Source organism: Bombilactobacillus apium (assembly GCF_013385145.1).
Taxonomy (GTDB): Bacteria; Bacillota; Bacilli; order Lactobacillales; family Lactobacillaceae; genus Bombilactobacillus; species Bombilactobacillus apium.
Genome location: NZ_JABZEC010000002.1, coordinates 22,911 through 48,357 on the forward strand (window position 1 = coordinate 22,911; position 25,447 = coordinate 48,357).

Annotated in this window: 33 protein-coding genes, 1 other RNA gene, 1 pseudogene and 1 other annotated feature; of the genes and pseudogenes, 1 reads left to right on the plus strand and 34 read right to left on the minus strand. The window is 40.7% G+C overall.

What is annotated here, in order from left to right:
• Positions 1-105: 105 nt before the first annotated feature.
• The 4 genes from HU830_RS02000 to HU830_RS02015 form a co-directional block, all read right to left on the minus strand.
• Positions 106-705 carry an ATP-binding cassette domain-containing protein gene (locus HU830_RS02000; protein ID WP_176942136.1) on the minus strand — a complete coding sequence of 200 codons (600 nt, stop codon included), beginning with the start codon at positions 703-705 and terminating at the stop codon, positions 106-108.
• An 11-nt stretch (positions 706-716) separates the two neighbouring features.
• The gene (locus HU830_RS02005; protein WP_176942137.1) at positions 717-1,298 is read right to left on the minus strand and encodes a hypothetical protein; all 582 of its coding nucleotides are present in this window, start codon (positions 1,296-1,298) and stop codon (positions 717-719) included.
• 1 nt (position 1,299) lies between these two features.
• On the minus strand, positions 1,300-2,094 hold the full coding sequence (locus tag HU830_RS02010; RefSeq protein ID WP_228765732.1) for a hypothetical protein: 795 nt from the start codon (positions 2,092-2,094) through the stop codon (positions 1,300-1,302).
• A 143-nt stretch (positions 2,095-2,237) separates the two neighbouring features.
• Positions 2,238-2,621 carry a choline-binding protein gene (locus tag HU830_RS02015; protein ID WP_228765734.1) on the minus strand — a complete coding sequence of 128 codons (384 nt, stop codon included), beginning with the start codon at positions 2,619-2,621 and terminating at the stop codon, positions 2,238-2,240.
• 323 nt (positions 2,622-2,944) lie between these two features.
• On the opposite strand from HU830_RS02015, the gene HU830_RS02020 reads away from it, so the two are divergent.
• Entirely contained in the window at positions 2,945-3,835 is an 891-nt protein-coding gene (locus tag HU830_RS02020; protein WP_176942138.1) for a hypothetical protein, read from the plus strand.
• 141 nt (positions 3,836-3,976) lie between these two features.
• Here the strand turns inward: HU830_RS02020 and HU830_RS02025 are convergent, their stop codons facing one another.
• The 30 genes and pseudogenes from HU830_RS02025 to radA form a co-directional block, all read right to left on the minus strand.
• Entirely contained in the window at positions 3,977-5,353 is a 1,377-nt protein-coding gene (locus HU830_RS02025; RefSeq protein WP_176942139.1) for a sensor histidine kinase, read from the minus strand.
• A complete protein-coding gene (locus tag HU830_RS08755; RefSeq protein ID WP_324196284.1) occupies positions 5,332-5,502 on the minus strand; it encodes a winged helix-turn-helix domain-containing protein in 171 nt (56 codons plus the stop codon). The genes HU830_RS02025 and HU830_RS08755 overlap by 22 nt, the downstream gene beginning before the upstream one ends.
• Before the next feature lie 12 nt (positions 5,503-5,514).
• Positions 5,515-6,000, minus strand: coding sequence for a response regulator transcription factor (locus HU830_RS02030; RefSeq protein ID WP_228765736.1), 486 nt, complete (start codon positions 5,998-6,000; stop codon positions 5,515-5,517).
• 26 nt (positions 6,001-6,026) lie between these two features.
• On the minus strand, positions 6,027-6,758 hold the full coding sequence (locus HU830_RS02035) for an acyl-[acyl-carrier-protein] thioesterase (RefSeq protein ID WP_176942140.1): 732 nt from the start codon (positions 6,756-6,758) through the stop codon (positions 6,027-6,029).
• Positions 6,759-6,763: 5 nt separating this feature from the next.
• On the minus strand, positions 6,764-7,630 hold the full coding sequence (rsmI, locus tag HU830_RS02040) for a 16S rRNA (cytidine(1402)-2'-O)-methyltransferase (RefSeq protein ID WP_176942141.1): 867 nt from the start codon (positions 7,628-7,630) through the stop codon (positions 6,764-6,766).
• Positions 7,627-7,956 carry a DNA replication initiation control protein YabA gene (locus HU830_RS02045; protein WP_176942142.1) on the minus strand — a complete coding sequence of 110 codons (330 nt, stop codon included), beginning with the start codon at positions 7,954-7,956 and terminating at the stop codon, positions 7,627-7,629. The genes rsmI and HU830_RS02045 overlap by 4 nt, the downstream gene beginning before the upstream one ends.
• Complete coding sequence (locus tag HU830_RS02050) at positions 7,953-8,894, minus strand: hypothetical protein (RefSeq protein ID WP_176942143.1); 942 nt, start codon at positions 8,892-8,894, stop codon at positions 7,953-7,955. Before HU830_RS02050 ends, HU830_RS02045 begins: the two co-directional genes overlap by 4 nt.
• A gap of 37 nt (positions 8,895-8,931) precedes the next feature.
• Positions 8,932-9,579 carry a dTMP kinase gene (tmk, locus tag HU830_RS02055; protein ID WP_176942144.1) on the minus strand — a complete coding sequence of 216 codons (648 nt, stop codon included), beginning with the start codon at positions 9,577-9,579 and terminating at the stop codon, positions 8,932-8,934.
• A 180-nt stretch (positions 9,580-9,759) separates the two neighbouring features.
• Positions 9,760-10,359, minus strand: a complete 600-nt coding sequence (gene recR, locus HU830_RS02060; protein WP_176942145.1) for a recombination mediator RecR — start codon at positions 10,357-10,359, stop codon at positions 9,760-9,762.
• A gap of 193 nt (positions 10,360-10,552) precedes the next feature.
• Positions 10,553-10,861: pseudogene (locus HU830_RS09255) on the minus strand (zinc ribbon domain-containing protein); the annotation flags it as partial.
• A gap of 197 nt (positions 10,862-11,058) precedes the next feature.
• Positions 11,059-11,253: a recombinase family protein gene (locus HU830_RS09260; RefSeq protein ID WP_176942146.1), complete on the minus strand. Its 195-nt coding sequence runs from the start codon at positions 11,251-11,253 to the stop codon at positions 11,059-11,061.
• Between the two features lie 272 nt (positions 11,254-11,525).
• On the minus strand, positions 11,526-11,834 hold the full coding sequence (locus HU830_RS02070; RefSeq protein ID WP_176942147.1) for a YbaB/EbfC family nucleoid-associated protein: 309 nt from the start codon (positions 11,832-11,834) through the stop codon (positions 11,526-11,528).
• An 11-nt stretch (positions 11,835-11,845) separates the two neighbouring features.
• Positions 11,846-13,603 carry a DNA polymerase III subunit gamma/tau gene (gene dnaX / locus HU830_RS02075; RefSeq protein WP_176942148.1) on the minus strand — a complete coding sequence of 586 codons (1,758 nt, stop codon included), beginning with the start codon at positions 13,601-13,603 and terminating at the stop codon, positions 11,846-11,848.
• 80 nt (positions 13,604-13,683) lie between these two features.
• Positions 13,684-13,770, minus strand: an RNA gene (gene ffs, locus HU830_RS02080) — signal recognition particle sRNA small type.
• Between the two features lie 48 nt (positions 13,771-13,818).
• The gene (gene tadA / locus HU830_RS02085; RefSeq protein WP_324196254.1) at positions 13,819-14,316 is read right to left on the minus strand and encodes a tRNA adenosine(34) deaminase TadA; all 498 of its coding nucleotides are present in this window, start codon (positions 14,314-14,316) and stop codon (positions 13,819-13,821) included.
• On the minus strand, positions 14,297-14,908 hold the full coding sequence (locus HU830_RS02090) for a class I SAM-dependent methyltransferase (RefSeq protein WP_176942149.1): 612 nt from the start codon (positions 14,906-14,908) through the stop codon (positions 14,297-14,299). Before HU830_RS02090 ends, tadA begins: the two co-directional genes overlap by 20 nt.
• A 304-nt stretch (positions 14,909-15,212) precedes the next feature.
• Entirely contained in the window at positions 15,213-15,581 is a 369-nt protein-coding gene (rplL, locus tag HU830_RS02095) for a 50S ribosomal protein L7/L12 (protein ID WP_176942150.1), read from the minus strand.
• 40 nt (positions 15,582-15,621) lie between these two features.
• Entirely contained in the window at positions 15,622-16,131 is a 510-nt protein-coding gene (rplJ, locus tag HU830_RS02100) for a 50S ribosomal protein L10 (protein WP_176942151.1), read from the minus strand.
• Between the two features lie 25 nt (positions 16,132-16,156).
• Positions 16,157-16,275 (minus strand) — a sequence feature (ribosomal protein L10 leader region).
• 20 nt (positions 16,276-16,295) lie between these two features.
• Complete coding sequence (gene rplA / locus HU830_RS02105; protein WP_176942152.1) at positions 16,296-16,979, minus strand: 50S ribosomal protein L1; 684 nt, start codon at positions 16,977-16,979, stop codon at positions 16,296-16,298.
• Positions 16,980-17,069: 90 nt separating this feature from the next.
• A complete protein-coding gene (gene rplK, locus HU830_RS02110) occupies positions 17,070-17,495 on the minus strand; it encodes a 50S ribosomal protein L11 (RefSeq protein ID WP_176942153.1) in 426 nt (141 codons plus the stop codon).
• 116 nt (positions 17,496-17,611) lie between these two features.
• Positions 17,612-18,163, minus strand: coding sequence for a transcription termination/antitermination protein NusG (gene nusG / locus HU830_RS02115; protein ID WP_176942154.1), 552 nt, complete (start codon positions 18,161-18,163; stop codon positions 17,612-17,614).
• A gap of 97 nt (positions 18,164-18,260) precedes the next feature.
• Positions 18,261-18,437, minus strand: coding sequence for a preprotein translocase subunit SecE (gene secE / locus HU830_RS02120; protein WP_176942155.1), 177 nt, complete (start codon positions 18,435-18,437; stop codon positions 18,261-18,263).
• Positions 18,438-18,443: 6 nt separating this feature from the next.
• On the minus strand, positions 18,444-18,593 hold the full coding sequence (gene rpmG / locus HU830_RS02125; RefSeq protein ID WP_176942156.1) for a 50S ribosomal protein L33: 150 nt from the start codon (positions 18,591-18,593) through the stop codon (positions 18,444-18,446).
• Positions 18,594-18,631: 38 nt separating this feature from the next.
• Positions 18,632-19,231, minus strand: a complete 600-nt coding sequence (locus tag HU830_RS02130; RefSeq protein WP_176942157.1) for a sigma-70 family RNA polymerase sigma factor — start codon at positions 19,229-19,231, stop codon at positions 18,632-18,634.
• A 114-nt stretch (positions 19,232-19,345) separates the two neighbouring features.
• On the minus strand, positions 19,346-19,867 hold the full coding sequence (locus HU830_RS02135) for an NYN domain-containing protein (protein WP_176942158.1): 522 nt from the start codon (positions 19,865-19,867) through the stop codon (positions 19,346-19,348).
• Positions 19,868-19,869: 2 nt separating this feature from the next.
• Positions 19,870-20,643, minus strand: a complete 774-nt coding sequence (gene rlmB, locus HU830_RS02140) for a 23S rRNA (guanosine(2251)-2'-O)-methyltransferase RlmB (RefSeq protein WP_176942159.1) — start codon at positions 20,641-20,643, stop codon at positions 19,870-19,872.
• The gene (locus HU830_RS02145) at positions 20,624-21,037 is read right to left on the minus strand and encodes a Mini-ribonuclease 3 (RefSeq protein ID WP_176942160.1); all 414 of its coding nucleotides are present in this window, start codon (positions 21,035-21,037) and stop codon (positions 20,624-20,626) included. The genes rlmB and HU830_RS02145 overlap by 20 nt, the downstream gene beginning before the upstream one ends.
• On the minus strand, positions 21,034-22,443 hold the full coding sequence (cysS, locus tag HU830_RS02150; protein WP_176942161.1) for a cysteine--tRNA ligase: 1,410 nt from the start codon (positions 22,441-22,443) through the stop codon (positions 21,034-21,036). The genes HU830_RS02145 and cysS overlap by 4 nt, the downstream gene beginning before the upstream one ends.
• Before the next feature lie 69 nt (positions 22,444-22,512).
• Positions 22,513-24,003 (minus strand): glutamate--tRNA ligase, encoded by a 1,491-nt coding sequence (gene gltX / locus HU830_RS02155; protein ID WP_176942162.1) that lies wholly within the window; start codon positions 24,001-24,003, stop codon positions 22,513-22,515.
• 71 nt (positions 24,004-24,074) lie between these two features.
• Positions 24,075-25,445, minus strand: coding sequence for a DNA repair protein RadA (gene radA / locus HU830_RS02160; RefSeq protein WP_176942163.1), 1,371 nt, complete (start codon positions 25,443-25,445; stop codon positions 24,075-24,077).
• Positions 25,446-25,447 lie beyond the last annotated feature (2 nt).

The following is a 25,447-nucleotide window of genomic DNA, read 5'->3' on the forward strand; positions in this document are numbered from 1 at the left end:
AATACTAAACTAGCGTAATCATGATCTGAAATTTGTGGAAATGAATGCGGCACAAAATAAAGCAAGATCAACATCAACAAAGCGTAAATACTAAAAGTTAGCTTTCTAAGCATCATCTAATTGTCCTGCTTGTAAAATTAAGGAACGATCATACGCTAATCCTGCTATCTGATCATGGCTTGCCACGATCACTAATTTTTTTTCTTGCTTCAAATGAGTTAATAATTTAATGAACTGTTTGATACTGTCAGGATCCAACCCTCTAGTTGGTTCGTCCAATAAAATTATATTTTGGTTTTCCATAACCGCCTGAATAATTCCTAATTTTTGACGCATTCCAACCGAGTATTTAGATACAGGTTGGTGATTATGAATATCAAGACCAAATTGTTGAAGCAAAGTTTCCGTCTTAGACATATCAAAACGATGGTTTAAGTTCCCTAAAAAACGCAAATTAGTCATTGCAGTCTCGTATTCTAAAAATTGAGGATTCTCAATTAATGCTCCCAAAACATCCCCCTTCTCTAACTCTACTTTTCCTTCATCTGGCAATAATAATCCAGATACGATTTTAAAGAGTGTTGATTTTCCACAACCATTAGGGCCAGAGATATGAATTAATTCTCCTCCGGTAGCCGTTAATGAAACATTAGTTAAAACTGGCTGTTGCTGAAAGGATTTTGTAATATTTTTGATTATCAGCATTGTCTTCTCCCCTAACTCATATGAATATGATGTAATGCCCTATAAACTGGATCATAAATTTTACTATATTGAATTAATAGATATTGCATCTCAAAAATATAATGATAGCCTAAATTTGCTAATATTGAAAAGATAATTAATACGCCAGGATATGAAAATTGATATATTCCCGCGATTATAATTGCTAAAATAATCATAAAAGAAAAACGTAATAAAAGAATTAAAATACCTATAACAAAAGAACCATCGATGAAAGCCTTCCTGCCAGTCAAAAAAAACGATACATAGTAAACTCCAAAATATATGGATGTTTCTAAAAGAACAATAAATAATAACTGCTTTTGAACATATTCCGTCTTTTGACGGACTCCAACCATTATAGCCACAGATTTAAAAGTCAAAATTTGCCAACTCATTAAACTTAAAAGTATGATTTGCGAAAATAGCACTGGAAAATTAGATCTAATTAGCATTTTTACAATATCGTAATTATTAGGACTACTAAAAATACACCAAACACTAATAAATATTGCTAACCCTAAGATTGACAAATATTGCACTCTTATTTTTTTATTAATTGCTTGAAAATTCATTCTATCCCTTCTTTTGCTTGTATACCATCCACCAATACATTAAAAATAAAGAGAAGATTAAATAAATGGAGGCAGATAATAAAAAACCAATATAAACATTCGGATGTTTTCCACCAAGAATGCCAAAAGTCATTTGACCGGGGGCAATAAGGGTTGGTAATAATAAAATATACATACCATAAGTCAAAATACGCGAAAACATTCCCGGAATTAAAATTAATAAAGTCCCTACTATTGCTCCTAAAACTAGATAAATACTATTCTTTTTAATAAATAATCCTAAAGAGAAGATAAATACTGCATAGATACCCCATCCAAGCGAAGCTAAAATAATAAAAATAACACAACTAGAAAATCTATTATCTGCAAAAGGACTTAGTTCCGCAGGGATAACAACATTAGATGGTAACTTTTTTAAAATAATAAAGCTTAATATTAATTGATATATTTTAGTTAAAAGTGAAATGAAAAATGCTACAAAAAATGTTCTCAAACTAGCTTTCTTTAAAAAAGATACATATCCAATTCTTTGATTTACATTATTGAAATAATTATTATTTTTAATATAAATTGATTTAAAAGAGCCATAACTGGTCAGAAAGCTTAATGCAATAGTTGAAGAAATCAGAGTATCGCTGATACCCGTGAACTGTAGATACCAAAAATTAGTAAGTAAAGATGTCCCATCAACTCTCGATCCCCAGTTTTGAAAAGTTCCTTGAACGATGACCCATGTTACTTCGATAAAATAGGCTAATAAGCAAATCAAAGAGATATTTTTTCTGCGAAAAAACATTGATCAATTTCCTTTCTTTATTAAATAAAAAGAGTTCAGACTATATATCTGCACTCCCTTATTACGCTTTAACTAAAGCGCATATAAATATAGGATCAACAACTAATTAATGCCAATCTGCACTAAAATGAAGCCTAACATTACTACCATTGATTGGGTTCATAAGACTTAGAACGAACATCGGAATAGTACCAATAAACAGGCAGCCCACTGTTATTCCATCCATGGGAAGTTTGATTAACATACAAACCTGTCCATGATGAACGGCCCGCGCCAGCACTATTAATTAGTCTAACATTATATCCATACCAATTTGGCTGGACATCACCATTAAAAGAAGCTGCAGTTGAATAGCTTTGTTTACAATTTGCATATCCAAAAGTACTCCATACACCATGGGCTGATACCCACACCGGTGTTATGGTCCAGTAAGCAGCCGAGGCCACCGTAGTTCCAGTTAGCGAAAAGAATGCAACTGCACCAATTAATGCTTTAAACCAGACGCTTTTAAAACCTAAAAATTTCATCTTCTTTCCCACCAAAAATTTAAGTGTTGGAGCTCAATCAACTCCTATTTGAGGATAGCGGCTGATTCTTTGTATGTCAATATAAAATTTATTAAACGGTATTTTAAAAAAAATCAGGTATAATTTAATTTTACTATCTAAAAATAATATTTACTATTTTTTTAAATGTTGTATCATTAACTAGCAATATTCTTTTATATTTTTATATTGGCGGATAATTAAAAAAGCATTTAGATATATTACTATACAGTCTATTTTTTATTATTTTTATGTAATCCTTTTCATTTTAAATAATATTTTTAATCCTTAGGGGGACCTATTAAATGAGTAATTTGCGTCACAGTATCATATTGGGAGTTTTCGGTTTAATCTTTAGCTTCACATTTATGTATTCTTCATCTAGCGCCGTAACACTAAGTGAAGAGAAAGTTCAGTCTTTGTATCAACAAGCTATTCGAGATAAAAAAATTGTGTCCTATAAGTATACTTATCAAGCTTTTAAAGATAATATTGGTCGCTTTGAAAATCAGTATCAAACCTTGGTTAAAGATAAGCAACTTGATCCTGAACAAATCAGCCTTGAGCAATGGTTAAACCAAAATAATTATGGCGCTTTTTCAGATGGTGCCGCATACGACTACGCGCAACCCAAATATCTATTCCGCTCTCAAGAGGATAATGCATTGCAGTTTGAAAAAACTTTGCGTAAAGGAGACATAATTATTGAGGGTGGTACTAACACTTCGGGCCCCTTTATTGGTCATACCGCTATTGCAACTACTAATAATATTGTTCTAGAAATGACGGGAGGCAACGATTGTTTTAAAGGAATTCCAGACAATAACCATCAATTTAAAATCGTTGATTGGCTACGAGGAAATAATGGTTCGACTCGTCATATTAATAATTGGCTACGAATTTATCGACTTAGTGACCAACAAGTAGCTCGCAAAGCTGCTGATTGGGGAGATTGGCGTTTTTATAGTTCAAACCATGGTTGGATTAAGGACAGACACATAAGATATCTAATTAATACCCAATTAAGAATTCTTGATCCTAACTACTGCTCAAAATTAGTTTATCAGGCCTACTACTACGGCAGTGATAATTTACCTGTCTTAAAACCATCTCTTATTGGTAATCAGGGAATTGTCATTCCTTCACTTTTGCCTAACTGGTTTAATTATCAGATCAATAATATAGGCACTTACTAAAAGCTTATTTCTATATACACAACTAAATATCCTAGTCTTATTAGTTTGGTGAGACTTTCAAAAATAGTTTAACTTATGATCAAATTAGCTAAAAGATATATTCATATTAGCCTCAAATCCTTTAAAATTTTTTCTCTTATTCTAATTATTATAAGTTTTGGTCGTTGGCGGCAAAGTTAAAGTGACCCGAGCCGATCCTTGGGCAGAAGTATTCTCCCAAGTTAATTTTCCTCCTAGTAATTCCAAATTTAAACGAGCGATTGCCAGACCCAAACCAAAGTGACCGGTTCCACTCCGGCTCAAGTCACCTCGATATAATTCCTCCCCTGCCTGTTTTAAAGCTGCGGGAGAAAATCCCGGTCCAGAGTCCGTAATCACAATCCGCAAATTTTCTTTCCGCTGCATTTGCCAAGTGATTTTTCCTCCCTGGGGTGTGAATTCAATCGCATTAGTTATTACATTCAATAAAGCCTGCTTTAATAGGCTCGGATCGGTGACTAGCTGGGGATTCTCCCAGTCTTCTTGATAGTTAATTTGAATTTTTTGGGGAGTGGCTAATTCCTGCATTTGCGCGAGTAACTCATTGCCCAAATCATGTAAATTACATTCCTTTAAATGAACAGTTTCTGCTTTCGTGGTCAAGGTTACTTGCAACAAGGAATTAATCAACTGGGAAATAGTCAATTTATTTTGTTGTAAATGGCGTAAATAGCTTTTCTGTTCTTCATCTAACTCAGTTTCCTGCAAGAGATCGGTCCAACCCAAGGCCCCAGTTAAGGGTGTTTTGAGATCATGAACTAGCGCGGCTAATTGTTGCCGATATTTTTGCTCCGCTCGATAACGTAAATTCAAATCGGCTTGTAAATTTTCCTTAATGGCTGCTAAACTCGTCAAAACTTCCTGAAATTCCTTAATTGACGATTGACCAACCGCAAAGTTCAAATCCGCCGCTTGGATTTTTTCGACTGCTTGGTTTAAAGGCTCGAGCTCTCGCCCAATTTTGCGAGCAAATTTTTGAACACAAAAAAGACAGGCCCCTAACAAGCCAATAATCATCGAAATTACCCAAACTTGAAAGGGTGTCGGGAGATAATGATTCCAACTCGCCTTTCGATAACTGGTTCGTAGCTGATAGGCGAGCAATAATCTTTGTTTTTGAAATTTAGTCTGGATGAAATAATGCCCCCGAGCGTCCTGCCCTTGGACAAACTTTTGGGCCTGTTTTAAGGTTCCTTGGTCCATATTAGTAGCTTTAACTTTGAGCTGAGAATCTAATAAAGCATATTGATTTAAAGAGGAGACCTCTTGCAGCGAAAAAGCCTGCTGCTTTTTTACCCGCTCCAATAAATATCGGGCATCCTTTTCTCCTTGATTGGCGGCAGTTAGCCCCCCTGACCCTTGAGCAACAAAGAGCAGCAGGCTGGGCAATAAAATTGCCAAAGTCAGTAGTCCAATTAGACTCCCCAAAAACTGAACCAAAAGGCGCCGCAAGGAGCTTAATTTTCTTTCGTGATCCATCCGTAACCCACTCCCCAATGTGTGAGGATCGGACAGTTGTCGATCCCTAATTTGGCGCGAATATTCTTAATATGGGTGGCAATTGAACGATTGTCTCCGGGAGCATCAAAGCCAAAGACATGCTCATAGATTTGTTCACGCGTATAAATCTGTCCCCGATTTCACGCTAAGAATTCACAAATCGCATATTCCCCTTTAGTTAGGGGGACTAATTGATCTTGATAATAGAGTTGTTTTTGTAACAAATTAAAACGATAAGGTTCCAGATTTAAACTGGTGTAATGTTCGCGAGTTTCACGGCGCAGATGGGCCTTAATCCGCGCCCGCAATTCAGCGATTCGAAAGGGTTTGGTTAAATAATCATCCGCGCCTAAACTTAAGCCATACAAAATATCGTTTTCCCTAGTCTTAGCGGTTAAAAAAATAATCGGAATTTCGGTTCGCTGACGTAACTCTTGAATTAAATCATAGCCATTCAATTGGGGCATCATGATATCCAGTAAAATTAAATCAAAAAAATCGATCTGATCAAGTTGCAATTCTTGCGGTTGAGCGCAGGTTACTACTTGATGACCATCTTTAGTTAAGCCAATCTTAATAATCGCTAGAATATCGGGGTCATCATCAATCACCAAAATATGGGTCATTTTTCTCCACTTTTCTTACTACTTTCTTAGTTCTCGCGCCAAGTAATTTGCGCTTGGGCGCTAACTCCAGCCGTTGACCTAATTAAGTGATGGGTTGTTAGATCATCCACCCGGACGAAACTTTGGATCGTTTCTTGATAAGGTACTTCATGTTCATACTTGATGTCAAAAGTTTGAATATTGTGATTGACTAAGAAATCTTGGCCTAAGGAATCAAGCATCCAATCAAAATAAATGGAATTATTAACATGACCATTAACATCAATATCAAAGAAGCGGGTCCGATATAAAATTGGCGGCTGCTGATATTCAACCCGGTCGATCCGAGGAAAACTTTCCACCTTAGCGGTATAGGGACAATCAAGGAGTTCCATAATTTGGGGATCAGTCGGAACCATTTTTCTTTTTTGAATATCCAACATAACCCAATTACTAGTCAATTGTAACAATTGCTTTCCCTGGGCATCATGAGCGGTAAAAGTCCGGTAACAGAAAAACTTATTATAACTAGTTGCTTCCGTGGTTAAGGTGATTTTCTCATCTAAAACCGGCCAGCGTTGAACTTCTAGATGATATTTAGTGACCACCCAACCCAATTGGTGCTCGTGCACCAGCTGCTGGGAATCAATTCCAGCCGCATGCAATTGATGCTCGGAAGCCAACAACAAAGCATCAAATAAAGCTGATAACTTCATTTTCCGGCTCGAATCAATAAAATAAAACGGGACGACGAATGATTCTGAATAACTAGCTTTCATCTTGCTTACTCCAATCCGTGATACAAATTATAAACTGCCTGTCGTTCCCAATGAGCTTGTTTAGCGACTGTTTTAATTGCGACATTGGGCTTTTGGCCCGCTTGGATTTGGCTTTGAACTTCCTGTTGAACCTCTAGTTCAGACCAGGTCTTTTCCACCGTCTGTAACTGTCCTTGAACCAAAACTACATATTCTCCCCGCGGTTGATTTTGCGCAAAATATTCTTGAACTTCACCAATTGTCCCCCGTAAAAAAGCCTCATGGACTTTGGTCAATTCGCGAGCTAAAACCAATTGCCGGCCAGTTCCTAAAACTTGGCCCAAGTGTTCCACCGTTTTTTGAATCCGATAAGGTGACTCATACAAAATAAAAGTAGCTGTGAGATTTTTTAACTGGGCCAAAGCCGCTTGCCATTCCTGCTGCTTCCGGGGCAAAAAACCATAAAAGTAAAATGGTTGGGGCACTAATCCGCTGGCAATCAAGGCGGTCAGGGCCGCATTGGGTCCGGTCAAGGGAACTACCGGAATCTGCACTTGAATACAGGCTTGCACCAACTCTTGCCCGGGATCGCTAATCGAGGGCATCCCGGCATCACTTACTTGCGCAATTTGTAGTCCCTGTTTTAGCTTCGCCACTAATTCTGGTAAACGTTGTTGCGTATTATGCTCATGAAAACTAATCTGCTTAGTTTTTATTTGAAAATGGTTCAATAATTTTTGGGTATTGCGGGTATCTTCAGCGGCAATTAGGTCCACTGTTTGCAAAACTTCAACCGCTCGAGGACTCAAATCTCCCAAATTGCCGATTGGTGTGGGGACTAGATACAGCCGTCCCGATGTTGAAGCCTTGAAACTTGCTACTTCTGTAATCATTTCGTTTTCCGTTCTCCATAAATAACATCGAGACAAAAAGCGCATTCTTCCTGCTGCTCACGATGGGCTCCATACATCACCGTGCAAACATGGAAACCTTGATCATAAAGTTTTTCCAAAGTCCGCCGAGATTCTGAAAGTTCATCTTCTTTTTTATTATCCACAGTACTCAAGCGCGTTCTCAAATGTTCATTTTCAATTTTTAGTTCGGCATTTTCTTCAAGAACCTGGGAAATACTTTCTTTCATTAAGGCTAATTCTCGGGTCAAATCTTGTGACAGCTGCTGTAATACTTCAAACTTAGCATAATAGTCTTTTTCTGTCATAATGAACTTCCTTTAACAATCTCCACGGCCTGTAAGGCTAACTGCTCTAAACTATTTTCCAAACTAACATTAGCTTGCCAATACTTTCGGGCCTCTAGGAAACTTTCAGTCAGTCGACGAACTACTAATAAATTAGCCCCATCATCGGCTACTTGCCGGATCTGACGCGAAAAGTTGGCTTCTAAAAGTCCCAGAAAGATGGTCTGTTGTTGGCGATTTTCCAAACTACCTTTAACTTTAGCCCCGACTTCTAAAAAGGCTGTCCAGGGATGTTCTTCTAATAATTGAAACCAGTTTTGGACTAAGTCACGAATTTTTTGAAAATCAACCGCAGTTAAGTCCTGCCCCAGTTCGTTTTCTAGGTGAGCTTGGGCAATGATCTTTAAATCTGGGGCGGTATAACCTTGAGCTTGTAATTGCTGCTGCCAGTTGCTATCAACCGCGGCCGTTAACGTTAAAATCTGGACCCGGGATAAAATAGTTGGCAAAATTGTCGTTGTGCTGGGGGCTTCCAAAATCGTCGTTACCGCTCCGGCGGGCTCCTCAAGAAATTTCAATAAACTATTGGCCGCAGCCGGCGTTAATTTAGCCCCCGAATTAATCAAAAGTAAGCGGTGATCGGCTTCAACTCCAGTTTGTTCTAGACTTAATTTAGCTTGGCGAACCTCATCAACTCCCAAGCTGGCTTTATCTGTCTTGAGACAAACGATATCGGGAAAGTCCCGTTGGGTAATTCGCCGACAATGATCACATTGACCACAAGGAAAACCGGCAGCCGGCTGTTGACAAAATAAAGCTTGCGCAAACCATAAACCCAACTGTTGGGTTTGTAACTGATTTTCTCCTAATAATAAATAGGCGTGCGATACCCGCTGCTCGACCACAGCTTGGGCAATTTGTTGAGTTAATTGCGGCTGCAACTGAACAATTGAATCCATCTCCTTAGCCCTCCTTCAAACAAGTCTTAATTGCCGATTAGTCGTTGCTGGTTGCGGTAAAGAAACGTTGGGCGATTGCTTGCCAACAAGCAGCCACTACTTGCGGTAACTCTTGCGTTGCATCAATTCGGACAAAACGCTGCGGTTCTTCTGCTACTAACTGATTATAAGCCTGATAGACTCGCTCATGAAAAGCCAGTTGTTCTTGTTCTAAGCGATCGGGAGCTTGACTTCTTTGTTCTTGAATTCTTTTTAAACCTAGAGCCGGAGGAAGGTCCAAGTATAAAGTTAAACTTGGTAAAATTTCTTCAACCGCAAATAAATTTAATTGACGAACAGCCGCGATTCCAATTTCTCTTCCCGCACCTTGATAGGCAATTGAACTATCTAAATAGCGATCACTTAAGACAATTTGTTCCTTGGCTAAAGCGGGAGCCACTACTTCAACGGCATGTTGCCGTCTAGAAGCAGCGTACAATAAAGCTTCCGTGCGCGCATCCATCTCTTGGTTAGCAACATCTAAAATTACTTGGCGAATCTGTTCGGAAATTTTACTTCCCCCGGGTTCCCGTGTTAATAATACCGGTTGCGTGCTTTGTTCTTGGAGTTTTTTCTGGAGTTGCGCTGCTACCGTTGATTTTCCAGCTCCATCTGGTCCTTCTAACGAAATAAAAATCTTAGCCACACTTTATCCTACCTTCATTGAGCTTTTTATAGAAGTCCACTATCCAGACTTCTGCTCTTCAAATTATATATAATATCTGTTATATCATAACACGCCCTTGAATTTGCGAAACTAAATTTTCCAAGGTCTGACTTATAAAAAAACTATTAACTCCAGCTAGTGTCGTTAATAGTTTCTTTTTTATAGTTGCCGGCGACCTTCAACCGCTCGTTGTAAAGTCATTTCATCAGCATATTCAATATCTGCTCCCACGGCCAAACCGTGGGCTAAACGGGTCACCTTAATTTGAGCGGGTTTAATCAATTTAGATAAATACATGGCCGTTGCTTCTCCATCAGGAGTGGCATTCGTCGCAATAATTACTTCTTCGACTTGCGAATTAGTTTGCAGACGCTGCAAAAGACTCTTGATCCGTAATTCATCTGGTCCTATCCCCTTCACCGGAGACAAAACGCCTCCCAAAACATGATATAAGCCGCGATAGCTGTGCATGTTTTCTAAGGCCATAATATCTTGCGGTTGTTCGACCACCAAAATCTGGCTATGATCACGATTGACATCTTGGCAAATCAGACAAGGATCAACATCGGTAATATTGCCACATTGTGAACAATGACCTAAATCAGTTTTAATTGCTTTTAAACTATCTTGAAATTCTTGGACATCGCCATCATCCATATCGATTGTAAAAAAAGCCAGCCGTGTTGCCGTCTTAGCGCCAATTCCCGGTAACTTCATATAGGAATCAATTAATTTAGCTACTGGTTGTGGGTATAACATTGACTGCCTGCTATGCAAAATATGGAGAAATATAGTAAATCACGAATGATTTCTATATTTAAAAAGGTTGCATATTTCCTTTCTTTATTTTACTTACTGCCGTTATGACGCCAGTATTCCGATATTCCATCAAGGAGTAATCTCATTGACCAACTATGACAGCATCAGGGCTTAGCCAGCCTCCTTGAGTTTTTTAGATTAAGGCTAACAAGTTAGCCGCGGCGTTCTCGTCCCGATCGAGGAATGTTCCACAGGCCTAACAAACGTATTCCTTATGCTTCGTCTGGTGTGTATATCTATCCGCAAGAATCAGTTCTTTGCCGTACATGCACATTTATAACATATTAAATAACCAAACATTGACCGCTGGAGTCCTTTTGAAGCAACGTAGCTCATTTGCATGTCCTTAACTGCTAAGTTCTTCGATCACGATTTTGTCGTAATTCGTCACTAGTTTCGTTGTGAATTTTTGCATAATATCGTACTGAAGATTAGCAACCCTCGAGCAGGTTGCAACGTGTCTCTCGTTGCCTTGCATTGATTACTCTTAGTTACTTGTTTCCCGTCTCAGGCTTAGGATTAAGCTCAATTTCAAAGGGAAGACTGGCCCAATATTTACCTTTCTCACGGTATGCACTGATAACCTTAAGCACACCTGATAAATCAACGTATTTACTTAACTTGATATCAGCCCAGTTTTTAGCACCCTGCGCTTTGTCCAAACGCAATTTTTCTTTGACGTGGAGCCTTCTTCGATTTGAAATCCGGTTTGCCCCAATCGGGCTGCGCCTGATCAAGGATAATTTCCTTGGCATTAGCGTAAGTTTGAATGAACTTAATTTGATCTCTCAGATTATCTTGCTGTCCACTCGTTGAAACACGAGCATACGCCACAACTTTCTTAGCCGTAGGCTGATCATCAAGATAGGTCTGATACTGATCTTCCGTATAATAACGTTGATTTGTCGGGGAGCGGTGGGCGATGAACTTACCTTTGCGATCCCATTCCTATAGAGTTCAAACGGTAACTCCCAAAAGTGCAGTCATATCATTAGACTTAATCATGGTCATGTTATTCACCTCCATATTAACTCTCTGTGAACAACATATTATTTATTCTATACTTGTCTATATCATTCTACATTTTAATCAATGATTATTCCTCCCTAAAATCCTGGATTATACTTCCCTAAAGTCTGCTGTGTTGTTTGCTCAATCTTAGCCATGGCGTCATTTACGGCCATCACAATCATATCTTGTAAAAGGTCTGGATCTTCCGGATCGATCACCGTTGGCTGAATTTTGATATCTTGTAACTGATAGTCTCCGGTAAAAGTTACCGTTATTGTATCATCAGCTGCTTGGCCAATAAATTCGGTGGCTTTGAGCTGCTCTTGAGCTTGACCCATTTCTTTTTGTAACTTTTGAGCTTGCTTTAACATTTGTTGCATATTACCAGGCATTTGTGGTTTCATAATTTTCTCCTTTAATCGGGTTTAACTTCGACCAATTCTTTACCAAACATTTCTTGGGCTTGACCAACTAAATCTGGAGCTGATTTTTTAGTTTCTGCTTTTGCCGCCGGCTTTAATTGATGATGTTGCAAAAAATCTTGCCGGATTTGCGGCCAGTTTTCTGCCGCAACAATCACCACATCAGCATCGCTTTTTAAAAGTCGGTCCAGATTAGTCTTTAACATGGTCAGCATTTCTTGGTTACTGGTGACTCTTTCAAACCAAACAGCATAATCAAAAGCCACCACAACTCCTTGAGCACTAGCCGCGACCGGTTTGGAGACTTTCATTACAGCCCGTTGAGTGACACTTAACATGCTCATCAAGTCAGCCCAGACATTTTGAACTTCTTGCAAATCTTGCCGGGTTGCTTTTTCTAAAATTTGATTAATCTTAGTTTGATCAACTTTGGCGGGCGAACTTCCTTTGGCAGTTTGTCCTTGGAGAATCGAATCCACTTTCGCAGGTGTTTGTCGCCGAGGTCGAGCTGCAGCTTGCGCTGGGGATTTAGTTGGTACTTGTGGCTGTTTTTTCTGGCCCAATAAAGTCTTAACTTGTTCTTGTAATTGCGCAACTTGCGCCTCTAAATTAGTAACTTCACTGGGAGCCGGAGTTCCAACAGAATTTGCAGAAGTCCTCTGCTGAATTTCAATTAATTGCACCGTCAAAACTTCCAAATAGATGGTCGTCTGATTAGTTTGCCGTAAATCTTGTTGCGTCTTAGAGGTCGCTTCAATCATTTGATACAACTGTTCATTACTAAATTTATTTTGGAGATCGAGAAGGGGCGCTTCTGACTCCGGTGATTCCAGCGTCGTCGATTGCAAAAGCTGGGGGTCAGTTTTAGCTAAAAGAAGATCGCGACAAGCCCCAATTACGGCATCGGTTAAGCGGGCGGCTGACCGTCCACTATCGAGCAACTCATGTAATTGATCTAAGGCCGGCGCTGCTTCAGCCTGGGTCACCGACTGGAGATAAGCCATTAGTTGCCTTTGGTCCAAACTACCGGTTACCTGCAAGGCATTGTCTAAAGTTAATTGCCCCGGCGTCAAAGCTAAAGTTTGATCGAGGATACTTAGAGCATCCCGCATTCCTCCTTCAGCCGCCCGGGCAATCACAGCTAAACCTTGCGGGTCTGCTTGGATTTTTTGCTCTTCTAAAATATATTCCATCCGCTCAACGATCGCTTCCGCACTAATTCGCCGGAAATCAAAGCGCTGGGTTCGAGAAATGATTGTCGCGGGAATTTTTTGTGGCTCCGTCGTCGCCAAGATAAAAATCACTTGCGCCGGTGGATCTTCCAAAGTCTTGAGCAGGGCATTAAAGGCTCCGGTGGATAACATATGCACTTCATCAATAATATAAACTTTATACGCCGCCCGAGTCGGGGCATATTTAACTTTATCCCGAATATCGCGAATCTGTTCGACCCCGTTATTGGACGCCGCATCAATTTCCAAAACATCATTCAGGCTCCCAGCTGTAATAGCTTGACATAATTCACACTCATTACAAGGTTCTCCTGCCTGGGGATGGAGACAATTCACAGCCTTAGCTAAAATCTTGGAACAAGAGGTTTTCCCCGTTCCCCGAGGTCCGGTGAATAGATAGGCATGACTAACCTGATCAGTTGCCACCGCATTAATCAAGGTCTGCGCAATCATTTCTTGTCCCACAATATCCGCAAAACATTGTGGACGCCAAACTCGATACAAAGCTTGATAGGCCATCAGAATCCTCCTGTTTTTTTTAAATTACAAATTATAAGTATTAAAAAACTCCTAGCCCCAAGGCTAAGAGTGTCTATGTCATATAAAAAAGGCACATGACGAAACATACTTAGTGCTGCTTTCTTCCGAACCTGACACAATTCGTAAGTCCATCATTGCCTCCGGTCTTACGACCACTAATAATAATAAACTATTGCAGTCTAATTTTCAATCTTTTACGAGTTTTGCTGCCGAATTTTTCGAAAGAAAGTAGTCAAAGTTTGGCTACACTCAGGAGCCAAAACGCCGCTTTGATAATCGGGACGACTATTATAGGGAAAATCAAATAAATGGATCAACGATTCCACTGAGCCTGCCTTGGGATCGCAAGCTCCAAAAATCACGTTGGTGATCCGACTATTAATAATGGCCCCCGCACACATCGCACAAGGTTCTAGAGTTACAAATAAACTATGATGTTCCAAACGCCAACTACCTACTTTTTGGCAAGCCGCGGTAATTGCTTCAATTTCGGCATGCGCCAAAGGATCTTGCCGAGTTTCTCGTTGATTATAGCCTTGAGCAATAACTTGATTCGTTAAATTATCAACAATTACCGCGCCAATCGGAACTTCCCCTTCAATTTCAGCTTGCTGAGCCGCCTGGAGAGCCTGTTGCATGTATTGTTCTAGTTGTTGCGGGGTATATAAATCTTTAGTCTGGGGTCTTAACACTTTTAATAACGTAATATCCTTTACTTCTTTTTATAATTTGGGCGTTCCCAAAGGCAACTTGCATCATCTTTTTATATGAAGGAGCGCCCTGCTTCTTTTGAATAACACACCATAATTGGCCGTCTGTTCTCAAGTACTGGAGAGCCTGCGTCAAGATGGCCGTCACGACCTTTTTTCCGGCACGTAAAGGCGGGTTAGTATAAATTGCGCCATAATCTTGGCGCTGCACGGACTGATAAGCATCTGAAGGATAAATCCTCACATTTTCAATTTGATTAGCCTGAGCATTTTGTTGGGCCAAAGCTAAGGCTCGCTGGTTAACGTCAACCAGCTCAACTTGCCGCTGCGGCCAAAGACTAGCTAAAGTTAAGCCAATCGGCCCGTAACCACAACCGAGGTCCAATAAAGGGCCCGTTGGCGCGGGCTCTAAGCCAATTGCTTCCAAAAGAACTCGCGTTCCAAAATCAATTGTTTGTTTAGAAAAAACTCCATTATCGGTCGTAAAATGTAAATCCTGTTGTAACAATTGAAATTGAAATTCTCGTAGCTGATGCTGAGCGTTCGGTTGGGCTGTAAAATATTGTTCTGCCAAAATTTAACCTCACTTACTTTCTCTATTCGAAAAGTTAATTATAACATGAACTTAGATTTCGCCGCATTTCACAAAGGCTAAACGTGGATTCAAAAAATCAACCTTGAGAGGCAATTGATCATCAAAATAAGATCCATTCCCCTAGGTTCACTCAACTTGAGGAGCACCGTAAGCTAACTGCCAAAACGCCGCCAATTCAGCCTTTGGCAGTGATCTTAACTGGACCTGTATTTACTTCTCCTTAGGTATTAAAAAAGCCGCAATCCTCATAAAATGAGAATTACAGCTTCGAACTAGAAATTAACTATTTCAAAGTTACAGTTGCGCCAACTTCTTCAAGCTTAGCTTTCATTTCTTCAGCTTCAGCAGAAGGTAAGCCTTCCTTAATTACGGAAGGAGCGTTGTCAACTAAGCCCTTGGAATCTTTCAAGCCTAAGCCAGTGATTTCCCGAACAGCCTTGATAACCTTAACTTTTTCTTGACCTACTTCGGTCAATTCAACGTCGAATTCACTCTTTTCTTCGGCGCCGGCACCACCAGCACCACCAGCAACAGCAACTGGAGCAGCAGCGGAAACATCAAATTCTTCTTCGATTGCCTTTACCAAGTCGTTTAAGTCAGAAATGCTTGCTTCTTTTAATGAATCAATAATCTTATCTTTATCGAAAGCCATTTTTATTCCTCCAATGGTTATATAAATAATTTAAGAATAACTAAGCGGCAGAACCGTCTTCTTCATTCTTATCAATAATTGCTTGAACTGCATAAGCAACTTTGCGGACAGGTGATTGTAACATGGAAGCCAAGGTAGCCAATAGTTCTTCGCGGCTTGGCATATTCGCATATTCGTTGATCTTTTCCAAGCTTTGAACTTGGCCTTCAATCATTCCACCTTTAATTTCCAAAACGTCGGTTGTTTCGGCAAATTTGGAAATAGTCTTCGCAGCTACAATCGCATCATCATAAGAGAAAGCGACGGCTGTTGGACCAGCAAAAGTATCGTTTAAATCAGCTAAGCCGGCTTTTTCAGCTGCGCGACGTAAAATTGAGTTTTTAACAACTTGAAATTCTACCCCCGCATCAAACAATTGCCGTCGTAAGTCAGTTACTTGGGCAACGCTTAAGCCTAAATAGTCAACGACAATCACTGATTCAGAACGACTCATCTTATCAGCAACAACATCAACTAAATCTTGTTTAGCCTTTAATACTGTATCTTTCATCTAGTTTCACCTCCGTAATCTTTCTACCTAAAATTAAAAGGCATTGTCACCGCAGCAACAATGCCCAATTTAACCAGCATCTAGCCTCGGCAGGATATTAAGGCCAACGGCCACCTGAGTCTTAGGTAGTTCATAATATTAATAAGTTAGCATGAATTCTAGAATTAGTCAAATACCACTTTGACACTTGGGCCAAAGGTTGTCGTCAAGTTCACGCTCTTCACAAATTGACCTTTAACCGTTGCTGGACGAGCTTTCAAAATTACGGCATTGAAAGCATCAAAGTTTTCTACCAATTTGTCATCAGCAAAAGAAACTTTTCCTAACGGTGCATGAATCAAGCCTTGAGCATCGGCACGATAAGCCACTTGTCCAGCCTTAACATCTTGCACAGCTTTTTCAACATCCATGGTCACAGTTCCGGTCTTCGGATTCGGCATTAAACCTTTTGGTCCTAAGATCCGACCCAAACGACCAACCTTAGCCATCATCTTTGGTGTCGCAACAACAACATCAAAGTCTAACCAGCCATCAGTAATCTTTTCAACTAAGTCGTCATCACCAACGAAGTCTGCGCCAGCAGCTTCAGCCTGCTTAGCTTGTTCCCCGTCAGCAAAAACTACAACTCGTTGAGTCTTACCAGTTCCGTTAGGCAAAACCATTGCTCCCCGGATTTGTTGATCAGCTTGTTTAGTATCCAAGTTTAAGTTATAAGCTACTTCGATAGTTGCATCAAAGTTTGCGTAGTCAATCTTCTTTAATAAAGCAATTGCTTCAGCAGCTGGGTAAGACTTGGTCTTATCTACTTGCTTGGCTGCTTCCAAATATTTCTTTCCATGTTTAGCCACGTTTGAGTTCCTCCTTGCGATTGTGGTCTAGTGGAGTTCAAACTCCTCCCACTTGTAACAAGCTCTGCTTGTTGTTACCGGATTTTTAAATTAATCTTCGACTGTAAAGCCCATGCTTCGAGCGGTTCCAGCAATCATGCTCATTGCCGCTTCAATATCATTGGCATTCAAGTCTTTTAACTTAGTCTCGGCAATTTCCTTGACTTGAGCTTTGGTCACAGAAGCAACCTTCTCATCCCGCGGGTTCCCAGAACCCTTTTGGACACCAGCAGCCTTCATCAATAAAGCAGCTGCTAGAGGAGTCTTGGCAACAAAATCAAACGAACGATCTTCATAAACAGTGATCACGGTTGGCAAAGCCATCCCCTTTTGATCAGCTGTCCGAGCGTTAAATTCTTTAGTGAATTCAACGATATTAATACCAGCTTGTCCTAATGCAGGACCAACTGGAGGAGCTGGAGTTGCTGCTCCAGCAGGAATTTGCAACTTAACAACATTTGCAACTTTTTTAGCCACGGTACATACCTCCTTAAGTCCGTGATGTGGTTAAAGATGGGATTAATATTTTCCCTCCCACAGACATGTCAAACGACATACTAAGTGATTTTAGCATTCTTAAAGCCATTTAGCAATTAGTAACTAGCTTTTTCTAAATTTGTATAATCCAGTTCCGTTTCTGTCAAACGGCCAAACATATCCACTTCAACCTTAACTTTACCGTGTTCGGAATCAATTTCGGTAATTTTTCCTTCTAAACCAGCAAAAGCTCCGTCAGTAATTTTGATAACTTCGCCTAGTTCTAAGTCGAGATCATTTTGGTCAGCTTGCTCTTGCATGCCATGCAAAATATGTTCAACTTCTTCTGGTAGTAAGGGAGCAGGCTTGCTTCCGGCACCATGACTTCCGACAAATCCGGTTACTCCCGGCGTGTTTCGAACCACAAACCAAGATTGATCGGACATCACCATTTCGACAAGTACGTAGCCGGGGAAAGTCTTCTTCATTTCGGTCTTAGTATGACCATTCTTAGTTTCAGTTTCTTCTTCTTCAGGAACCACCGCTTGGAAAATATAGTCTTCCATTCCCATCGATTGGGCCCGAGATTGTAAATTTTCTTTAACCCGATTTTCGTAACCAGAGTACGTGTGTAGTACGTACCATTTTTTTTGACTTTGTTCTGGCATCCTAATCTCCTCAATTCCACTAAAAAAAACTCCGCTTCCACGAAGTTTTTGCTTAATTAATATTGTAACAAATCATGATTCAAAGTACAAACGATTCCTAACGATGGGTTACAAACATTGTTAATAACTTTTGGAAAATCCAATCACAGGCTCCTAAAAAGAGGGCACAAACAATCGAAGTCATAATGACCGTCATCGTATCGTGACGATTTTCTTTCCAAGTTGGCCATTGGACTAATTTCATTTCATCTTTGACACTTCTTAAAAAACGCATGACCTTCTACCTCGTTTCTTGATGGAGCGTGTGTTGATCACACTGGGGACAATATTTCTTAATCATAAACCGTTCTTGTCGAGCCCGATTAACCAAAGTGTGATAATTATGAGCCCCACACTGACTGCATTCTAAAACAACTGTTTCTGTTTTCATCTAATCACCTACACCAAGCAACTATACAAAAGCTTGCCTTATGTGTCAAGCCCATGAGCTTGACAAAAAGAGCGAAATTTTACTCGACTCCGGCTCATGGCCCGTTGAACTTGAACTTTGGTATAAGTACCAGATTGAGTAACTTGTTCTGGTGTATTCAAGCCCAATAAAATCTGGAAACCTTTAATTTCAATCGTTGATAACTGATGGATGAAAGTTCGATACTCAAAAATAATTCTTTCATTACTGGCCCGGCCAAAGATGGCCAATAAATCTTCTAATTCCGGATCTTCTTGTAAAAGTTGTTCAAAAGAAACGGTTGCTACGTTGGAACGCCTTTTAAAGGCCAATTGATAGCGCAGTAAGTTAGCCAGATGATTTTTTAATCGAAGTTTAAAAAAACTGCCAAACTTGGACCCTTGGGAGCAATCATAAATCAGGCAGGTTTCAAAACAAACGATCCGCGCTTCTTGATACCAATCTTCTCGATCATATAGACGAAGTTGGTGTAAATTACAAAGATTTTCAATCATTGGACGGTATTTTTTAAATAATTGTTCCAAGCTTTGGGAACTGTGTTGCAGCTTAACAGCTCGAATCCAATGCTGTTCTTCTTGTAATAAATTTAAGCTTTCCATGTTGCTCCTTTCGAAGCAACAAACGACATTTAAAGCATAGCATTCTCCCTCTAAGAGGATAAGAGAACGTATGTTTTTTATCACAAAAAGTAATCTTTTTTAAATCAAAAAGCTCTATTGCGATAAATCATCTCTTAATTGCGCTAAGCGAGCCAACTGTTCCGGCGTGAAAGGATTATTACGCTGGACCTTTCGATCATGGTGTTGTTTGCTTTCCCACTGCAATTGGCGTTTCATCTCTTGAATTCTTTTATACAATTCATAAGAAGGCAAGCGAATCGCTCCCCGAGAAAAGACGGTCCATTGAACGGCTTGATCGGAGGTCACAACCGTGACCTGGTTGGTAATCTGATTTAACTCTTCACTCAAATTTTGAATATAAGTGTCCGCGGTGACCCCTTCCGGAGTAAAAACCACATCGAGATCCCATTTCTGAAACTGTTCTTTAACTCCGGGAACATACATGGCATCAAAAACCACAATAATCTGACCCTCAAAGAATTTACGATAGTTAGCCAGAATATCCAATAATAAGTCCCGAGAATCTGCCAATCGATCCTGCTGCTTCAATCGATCTAACTGGGGCCAAGTGCCAATTACATTATAGCCATCAACGATTAAAATTTGTTTTTTCATGATTAGTGGTCACCCTCACGACTTGTAAAGGCCTGATACAGTAGAATTCCGGTCGCTACACTAGCATTTAAACTTTGGACCTCCCCCACCATCGGGATGGTCAAAGTAGCATCCATTTGTTTTTGCACTAACGGCGATAAGCCCTTTTCTTCGTTACCGATTACTAGAGCAATCGGTCCCCGGGCATCCCACTGCCGATAGTCACTACCCTGCATTGCGGTCCCAAAAACCCAGATTCCAGCCTCTTTTAATTCCTGCAAGGTTCGAACTAAATTCGTAACTCGGACAATCGGAATTCGCGCCAGAGCTCCCGTAGAAGTCTTGGCTACTAATCCCGTTGCGCTAGCTGCTCGACGTTTAGGAATAATCACGCCATTAACTCCCACGGCATCAGCTGTCCGCAAAATAGAGCCAAAATTCCGGGGATCATTCAAATTATCCAAAACCAAAAAGAAAGGCGTCTCCTTGCTCTGAGTCAGGTGGTCCAATAATTCCGGTAATTCCCAATAACGTAAAGGAGCAACTGTGACCACAATTCCTTGATGATTTTCCTTTTGCGTCAAGTCATCTAGCTTTTGCTTGGGAACTTCTTGGATGATCAAATGTAAGCGCCGAGCAGTTTTTAAGAGAGCTTGGAGCTTGTCATTATGCGGTAAATTCTTCTGTAAAAAGACCTTATTAACTTGCTGTTGCACATCGGGCAATTGAAAGAGAGCTTGGACCGCATAAATTCCAAAGACTAACTCGCGCTCTGGTTTATTGGAAGTTGTATGCATCAGTTCGCCCCATTTCTACTTGTTCTAGACACCATTGTGCTAATTGTGCCACCCTTTGTTCTTGTCCAGTTAATTGTAAATAGCCAAAAATAGCTTCAAAGCCCGTGGAAATATTATACGTCTGGACGGAAGTGTTTTTAGCGTGCGTATAACTCTTGGCGTTGCGCCCCCGATGAAAAACATCTAACTCTGCGTCGGTCAAATAATTCTCCGCCTGCATTAAGGCAATCAAGGCCGCCTGGGCTTTAGCCGAAACAAAGTGGGTTGCTCGCTTTTGTAAGCGATTGACTTTGGTCAAACCTTGTTCCAAAAGATGCTGGCGGACGTAAGTTTCCCAAACTGCATCTCCTAGATAAGCCAAGGTAATTCCGTTTAACTGTCGATAATCAATCATTCTTTGTGCCACCGTGTTCCTTGAGGAGTATCTTCTAAAATAATCCCCATGGCTCGTAATTGATCTCTTAATTGATCACTCTGTTGAAAATCTTTATCCGCCCGCGCTTGATCACGCTCTTGAATTAAACCTTCAACTTCCTGGTCAACATTATTATCAAATTGAAATTCTAAGCCAAAAATCCCCAAAAGTTCCGTAAATTTATTCAATAACTGTTCAACACTTTTCCGATTTACTTGGTCTCGCGCCACATAGTTATTGACTAAGCGCATCATTTCGTATAAATCACTCAAACCATTTTGAACATTAAAATCATCGTCCATATGCTCTTGAAATTGTTGCTCCAGCTGGGTGACTTCGGCTGCTAACTGCGCATCAAAATCTCCGAAAGCTTCATCTTGGAGGCGGAAATAAAGATTCTTCGCCGCGGTTTGGAAATGTTGCAACTTAGTTTGAGCATCAGCCAAACTAGTTTGGGAATACTGCACTGGCCGCCGATATTGCGTCGCCGCCATGAAAAAGCGCAAGACTTGGGGATCTACTTGTTGGAGTAATTCATGAACCGTCACAAAGTTATGCAACGACTTACTCATCTTTTCCCCGTGTTCACCAATGGTTACAAAACCATTATGCATCCAATAATGGGCGAAAGTCTGTCCAGTATGAACTTCACTTTGGGCAATTTCATTTTCGTGATGGGGAAAAATTAAGTCTTCTCCCCCGGCATGGATATCCACAGTTGCTCCTAAATACTTATTAGCCATCGCGGAACACTCAATATGCCAGCCCGGTCGTCCCTTACTCCAAGGAGAAGGCCAGGAAATTTCATTTTCGGGAGCTTTCTTCCAAAGCGCAAAGTCAATCGGATCTTCTTTTTTAGCCGTATCTTGCACATCAACTCGTTGGCTGGCACCCAATTCCAAATCCGCCAAGTCTTGCCCGGACAATTGACCATATTTTTTAAACTTGCGGGCCCGGTAATAAACATCCCCCGCACTTTCGTAAGCGAAACCACGGGCAATTAAATCCGCAATTAAATCAATAATTTCGACCATATTTTCCGTCGCCCGGGGACTCTTAGTCGCGGATTGAACATTGAGGGCCTTCGTATCAGCTTGGTAAGCCGCGATATACTTATCGGCAATTTGTTGGGAGGTTAGTTGCTGTTCTTGGGCAGCTTTAATGATTTTATCACCGACATCAGTAAAGTTAGACACATAGTCCACCTGATAACCCCGGTATTCCAGATAGCGGCGAATAGTATCGAAAGCGACTATCGAACGCGCATTTCCCAAATGAATATAGTTATACACCGTTGGTCCACAAACATACATTTTGACTTGTCCCGCGACTTGGGGAACAAATTCTTCTTTGTTTTTGGTTAGTGTATTAAAAATCTTGAGCATCAAGTCACCTCATCTTATAAAAAGCACAGCCCATGATTAATAATCTAGATCACACGCTGTGCTAATGGATTAGTTTTCTAATTGTTTCAAAGTTTCTGCTAAATGGTGTTGGGCCTTTTCTTGTCCCAATAATTCAATCGCTTCCCCAATCCCGGGACCATGCATTGAACGTGTCGTGGCAATTCGAATCGGCATAAATAATTTCCGACCCTTAACCCCAGTTTCTTGGCGAGTTTGTTGAATTGCAGCCATAATCTTCGTAGCAGTAAAGCGCGGAACTTGTTTCAAGTGTTTTTGAAATGTCTCCAAAGTAACTAAGGCTTCATCTTTTTGAAGTTCTGCCATCGCCGCTTCATCTAATTGTTCCGGATCATGGAAGAAAATCTCGGCCAATTCAACAATTTGTCCCGTGTAACTCATTTGGTCTTTGAATAAAGCTACTAAAGCCCGAACCCATTCGATCTGTTCTAGAGACACCTCAGCGGGAACTAGCTTGGCTTCAATCAAATTATCCAAAGACAAATCAGTAATTAGACTCAAATCAGCCTTCTTCACGTATTGATTATTAACCCATTCCAACTTCTTTTGATCGAAGGAAGCCGGTGATTTACTCAAACGCTTCGGATCAAACTGTTTAACAAATTGCTTGGGGGTGAAGATTTCTGATTCTCCTACCGGTGACCAACCTAATAAAGTAATGAAGTTAAACATCGCTTGCGGTAAGTAACCACGTTGCCGATATTGTTCAATAAATTGTAGAACAGATTCATCCCGTTTACTGAGCTTCTTACCCGTTTCGGTATTAATAATTAAACTCATATGCCCGAAAACTGGCGCTGTCCAACCCAAGTAATCGTAAATCATCAATTGCTTGGGCGTATTTGCTACGTGGTCATCTCCTCGTAAAACATGAGAAATTTTCATCAAATGGTCATCTACGACCACGGCAAAATTATAAGTCGGCATGCCATCTTGCTTTTGGATAACCCAATCACCGCCGATAGTATCGGAGTCGAATTGAATTTCTCCCTTAACGATATCTTCCCAAGCATAAGTATGATGCTTGGGAACCTTAATTCGAATGACCGGTTTAATTCCTTGAGCTTTAGCGTTAGTAATCTGCGCTTCTTTTTCCGCCGCAGTTAAGCCCGCAAATTCATCTTCATAATGAGGCATTTCTCCCCGAGCCTTTTGAACTTCACGTTGAGCTTCCAATTGTTCGGAAGTCAAGTAAGACTCGTAAGCTACCCCTTGATCAAGCAATTGTTGAATATATTTTTGATAAATCTCTTGTCGTTCTGATTGCCGGTAGGGACCGTAATCGCCACCTAAATCAGGACCTTCATCCCAATCAATACCTAACCACTTCAAGTTATCCAGTTGGCTTTTTTCGCCCCCGGCAACATTTCTCTTGGTATCAGTATCTTCAATTCGAATTACAAAAATTCCTTTATTGTGACGGGCGAACAAGTAATTAAACAATGCCGTCCGCGCATTACCAATGTGCAAATGTCCCGTTGGGCTAGGGGCATAACGCACCCGAATTTTAGAATCAGTCAAAGTCAAACGCCTCTTTCTACTTATAGATGCTTACTAACAGCTTACCGACTTCTGGCAAAAAGTCAAAGCTCCTAGACCGGTTTGGCGAAAACTTTTCCCAAAGCCTCGCCGATTGTGCGCACTGTCACGATTTCGATCTCGGGGTATTCAGCAGCGGAAACCGCGTTATTTTGGGGAATAAAGATTCGTTGAAAGCCTAATTTAGCAGCTTCTTTAATCCGTTGCTCAATTAAATTAACCCGTCTAATTTCACCGGTTAATCCCAATTCGCCAACAAAACAATCGCCGGCTGCTAAACCGATATTTTTATCACTGGAAACAATTGCCAAAGCTAAAGCCAAGTCAATTGCGGGCTCTTCCAAACGAACTCCACCGGTTGCTTTGAGGTAAGCATCTTTATTTTGTAATAATATATTAGCTCTTTTCTCTAAGACCGCCATAATCACGGCAACTCGGTTATGATCCAAACCATTCGTTGTCCGTTTGGCAGTACCATAGAGAGTGGGGGTAATTAAAGATTGAATCTCCACCAAAATAGGTCGAGTTCCTTCCATTGAAACTACGACCGCCGAACCAGTTGCCTGTGCTAAACGCTCTTCTAAAAACACTTCAGAAGGATTTTTCACTTCTTGCAGTCCGGTGTCATTCATCCGAAACATCCCGATCTCATTCGTTGAACCAAAACGGTTCTTGACGGCGCGCAAAATCCGATAATTATGATGCAAATCACCTTCAAAATATAAAACCGTGTCGACCATATGTTCTAAAATCTTGGGTCCCGCTAAGGCCCCACCTTTAGTCACATGCCCCACTACAAAAACGGTCACTCCGGCTTGTTTGGCAATCGCCATCAATTCCGTCGTAATCGCTCGAATTTGCGAGACACTGCCCACGGCTGAGGCTAACTCGGGCTCGTTCATGGTTTGCACAGAGTCGATGACTAAATAATTTGGCTTTTGTTGGGCCACCACTTGGCGGATTGCCGCCATGTCCGTTTCCGCGTATAAGAAAATTTGCTGCCCCACGACTTGTAAACGTTGCGCCCGCAATTTAATCTGAGCCGCACTTTCCTCGCCGGAGACGTATAAAACCTTTCCGCCAATTTTTTCCAGTTGTCCAGACACCTGCAACAACAAGGTCGACTTGCCAATTCCCGGGTCACCGCCAATCAAGACTAAAGATCCGGGAACGACTCCTCCTCCTAAAACCCGATCCAGTTCGCTTAGACCAGTTTGTCGGCGTTTTTCTTGATTAAAAGTCACCTGATTCAAGGCAATCGGTTGATTATCAAGTTGGGGAGCCGTCGTATTGGCTGTTTTTTTGCTGGGAGCTAGTTCTTCAACAAGTTGATTCCAAGCTCCACAATTGGGACAACGTCCCAACATCCGCGGAGAAACATAACCGCAATTCTGGCAGACAAAACGAGATTTAGGTCGCGCCATTG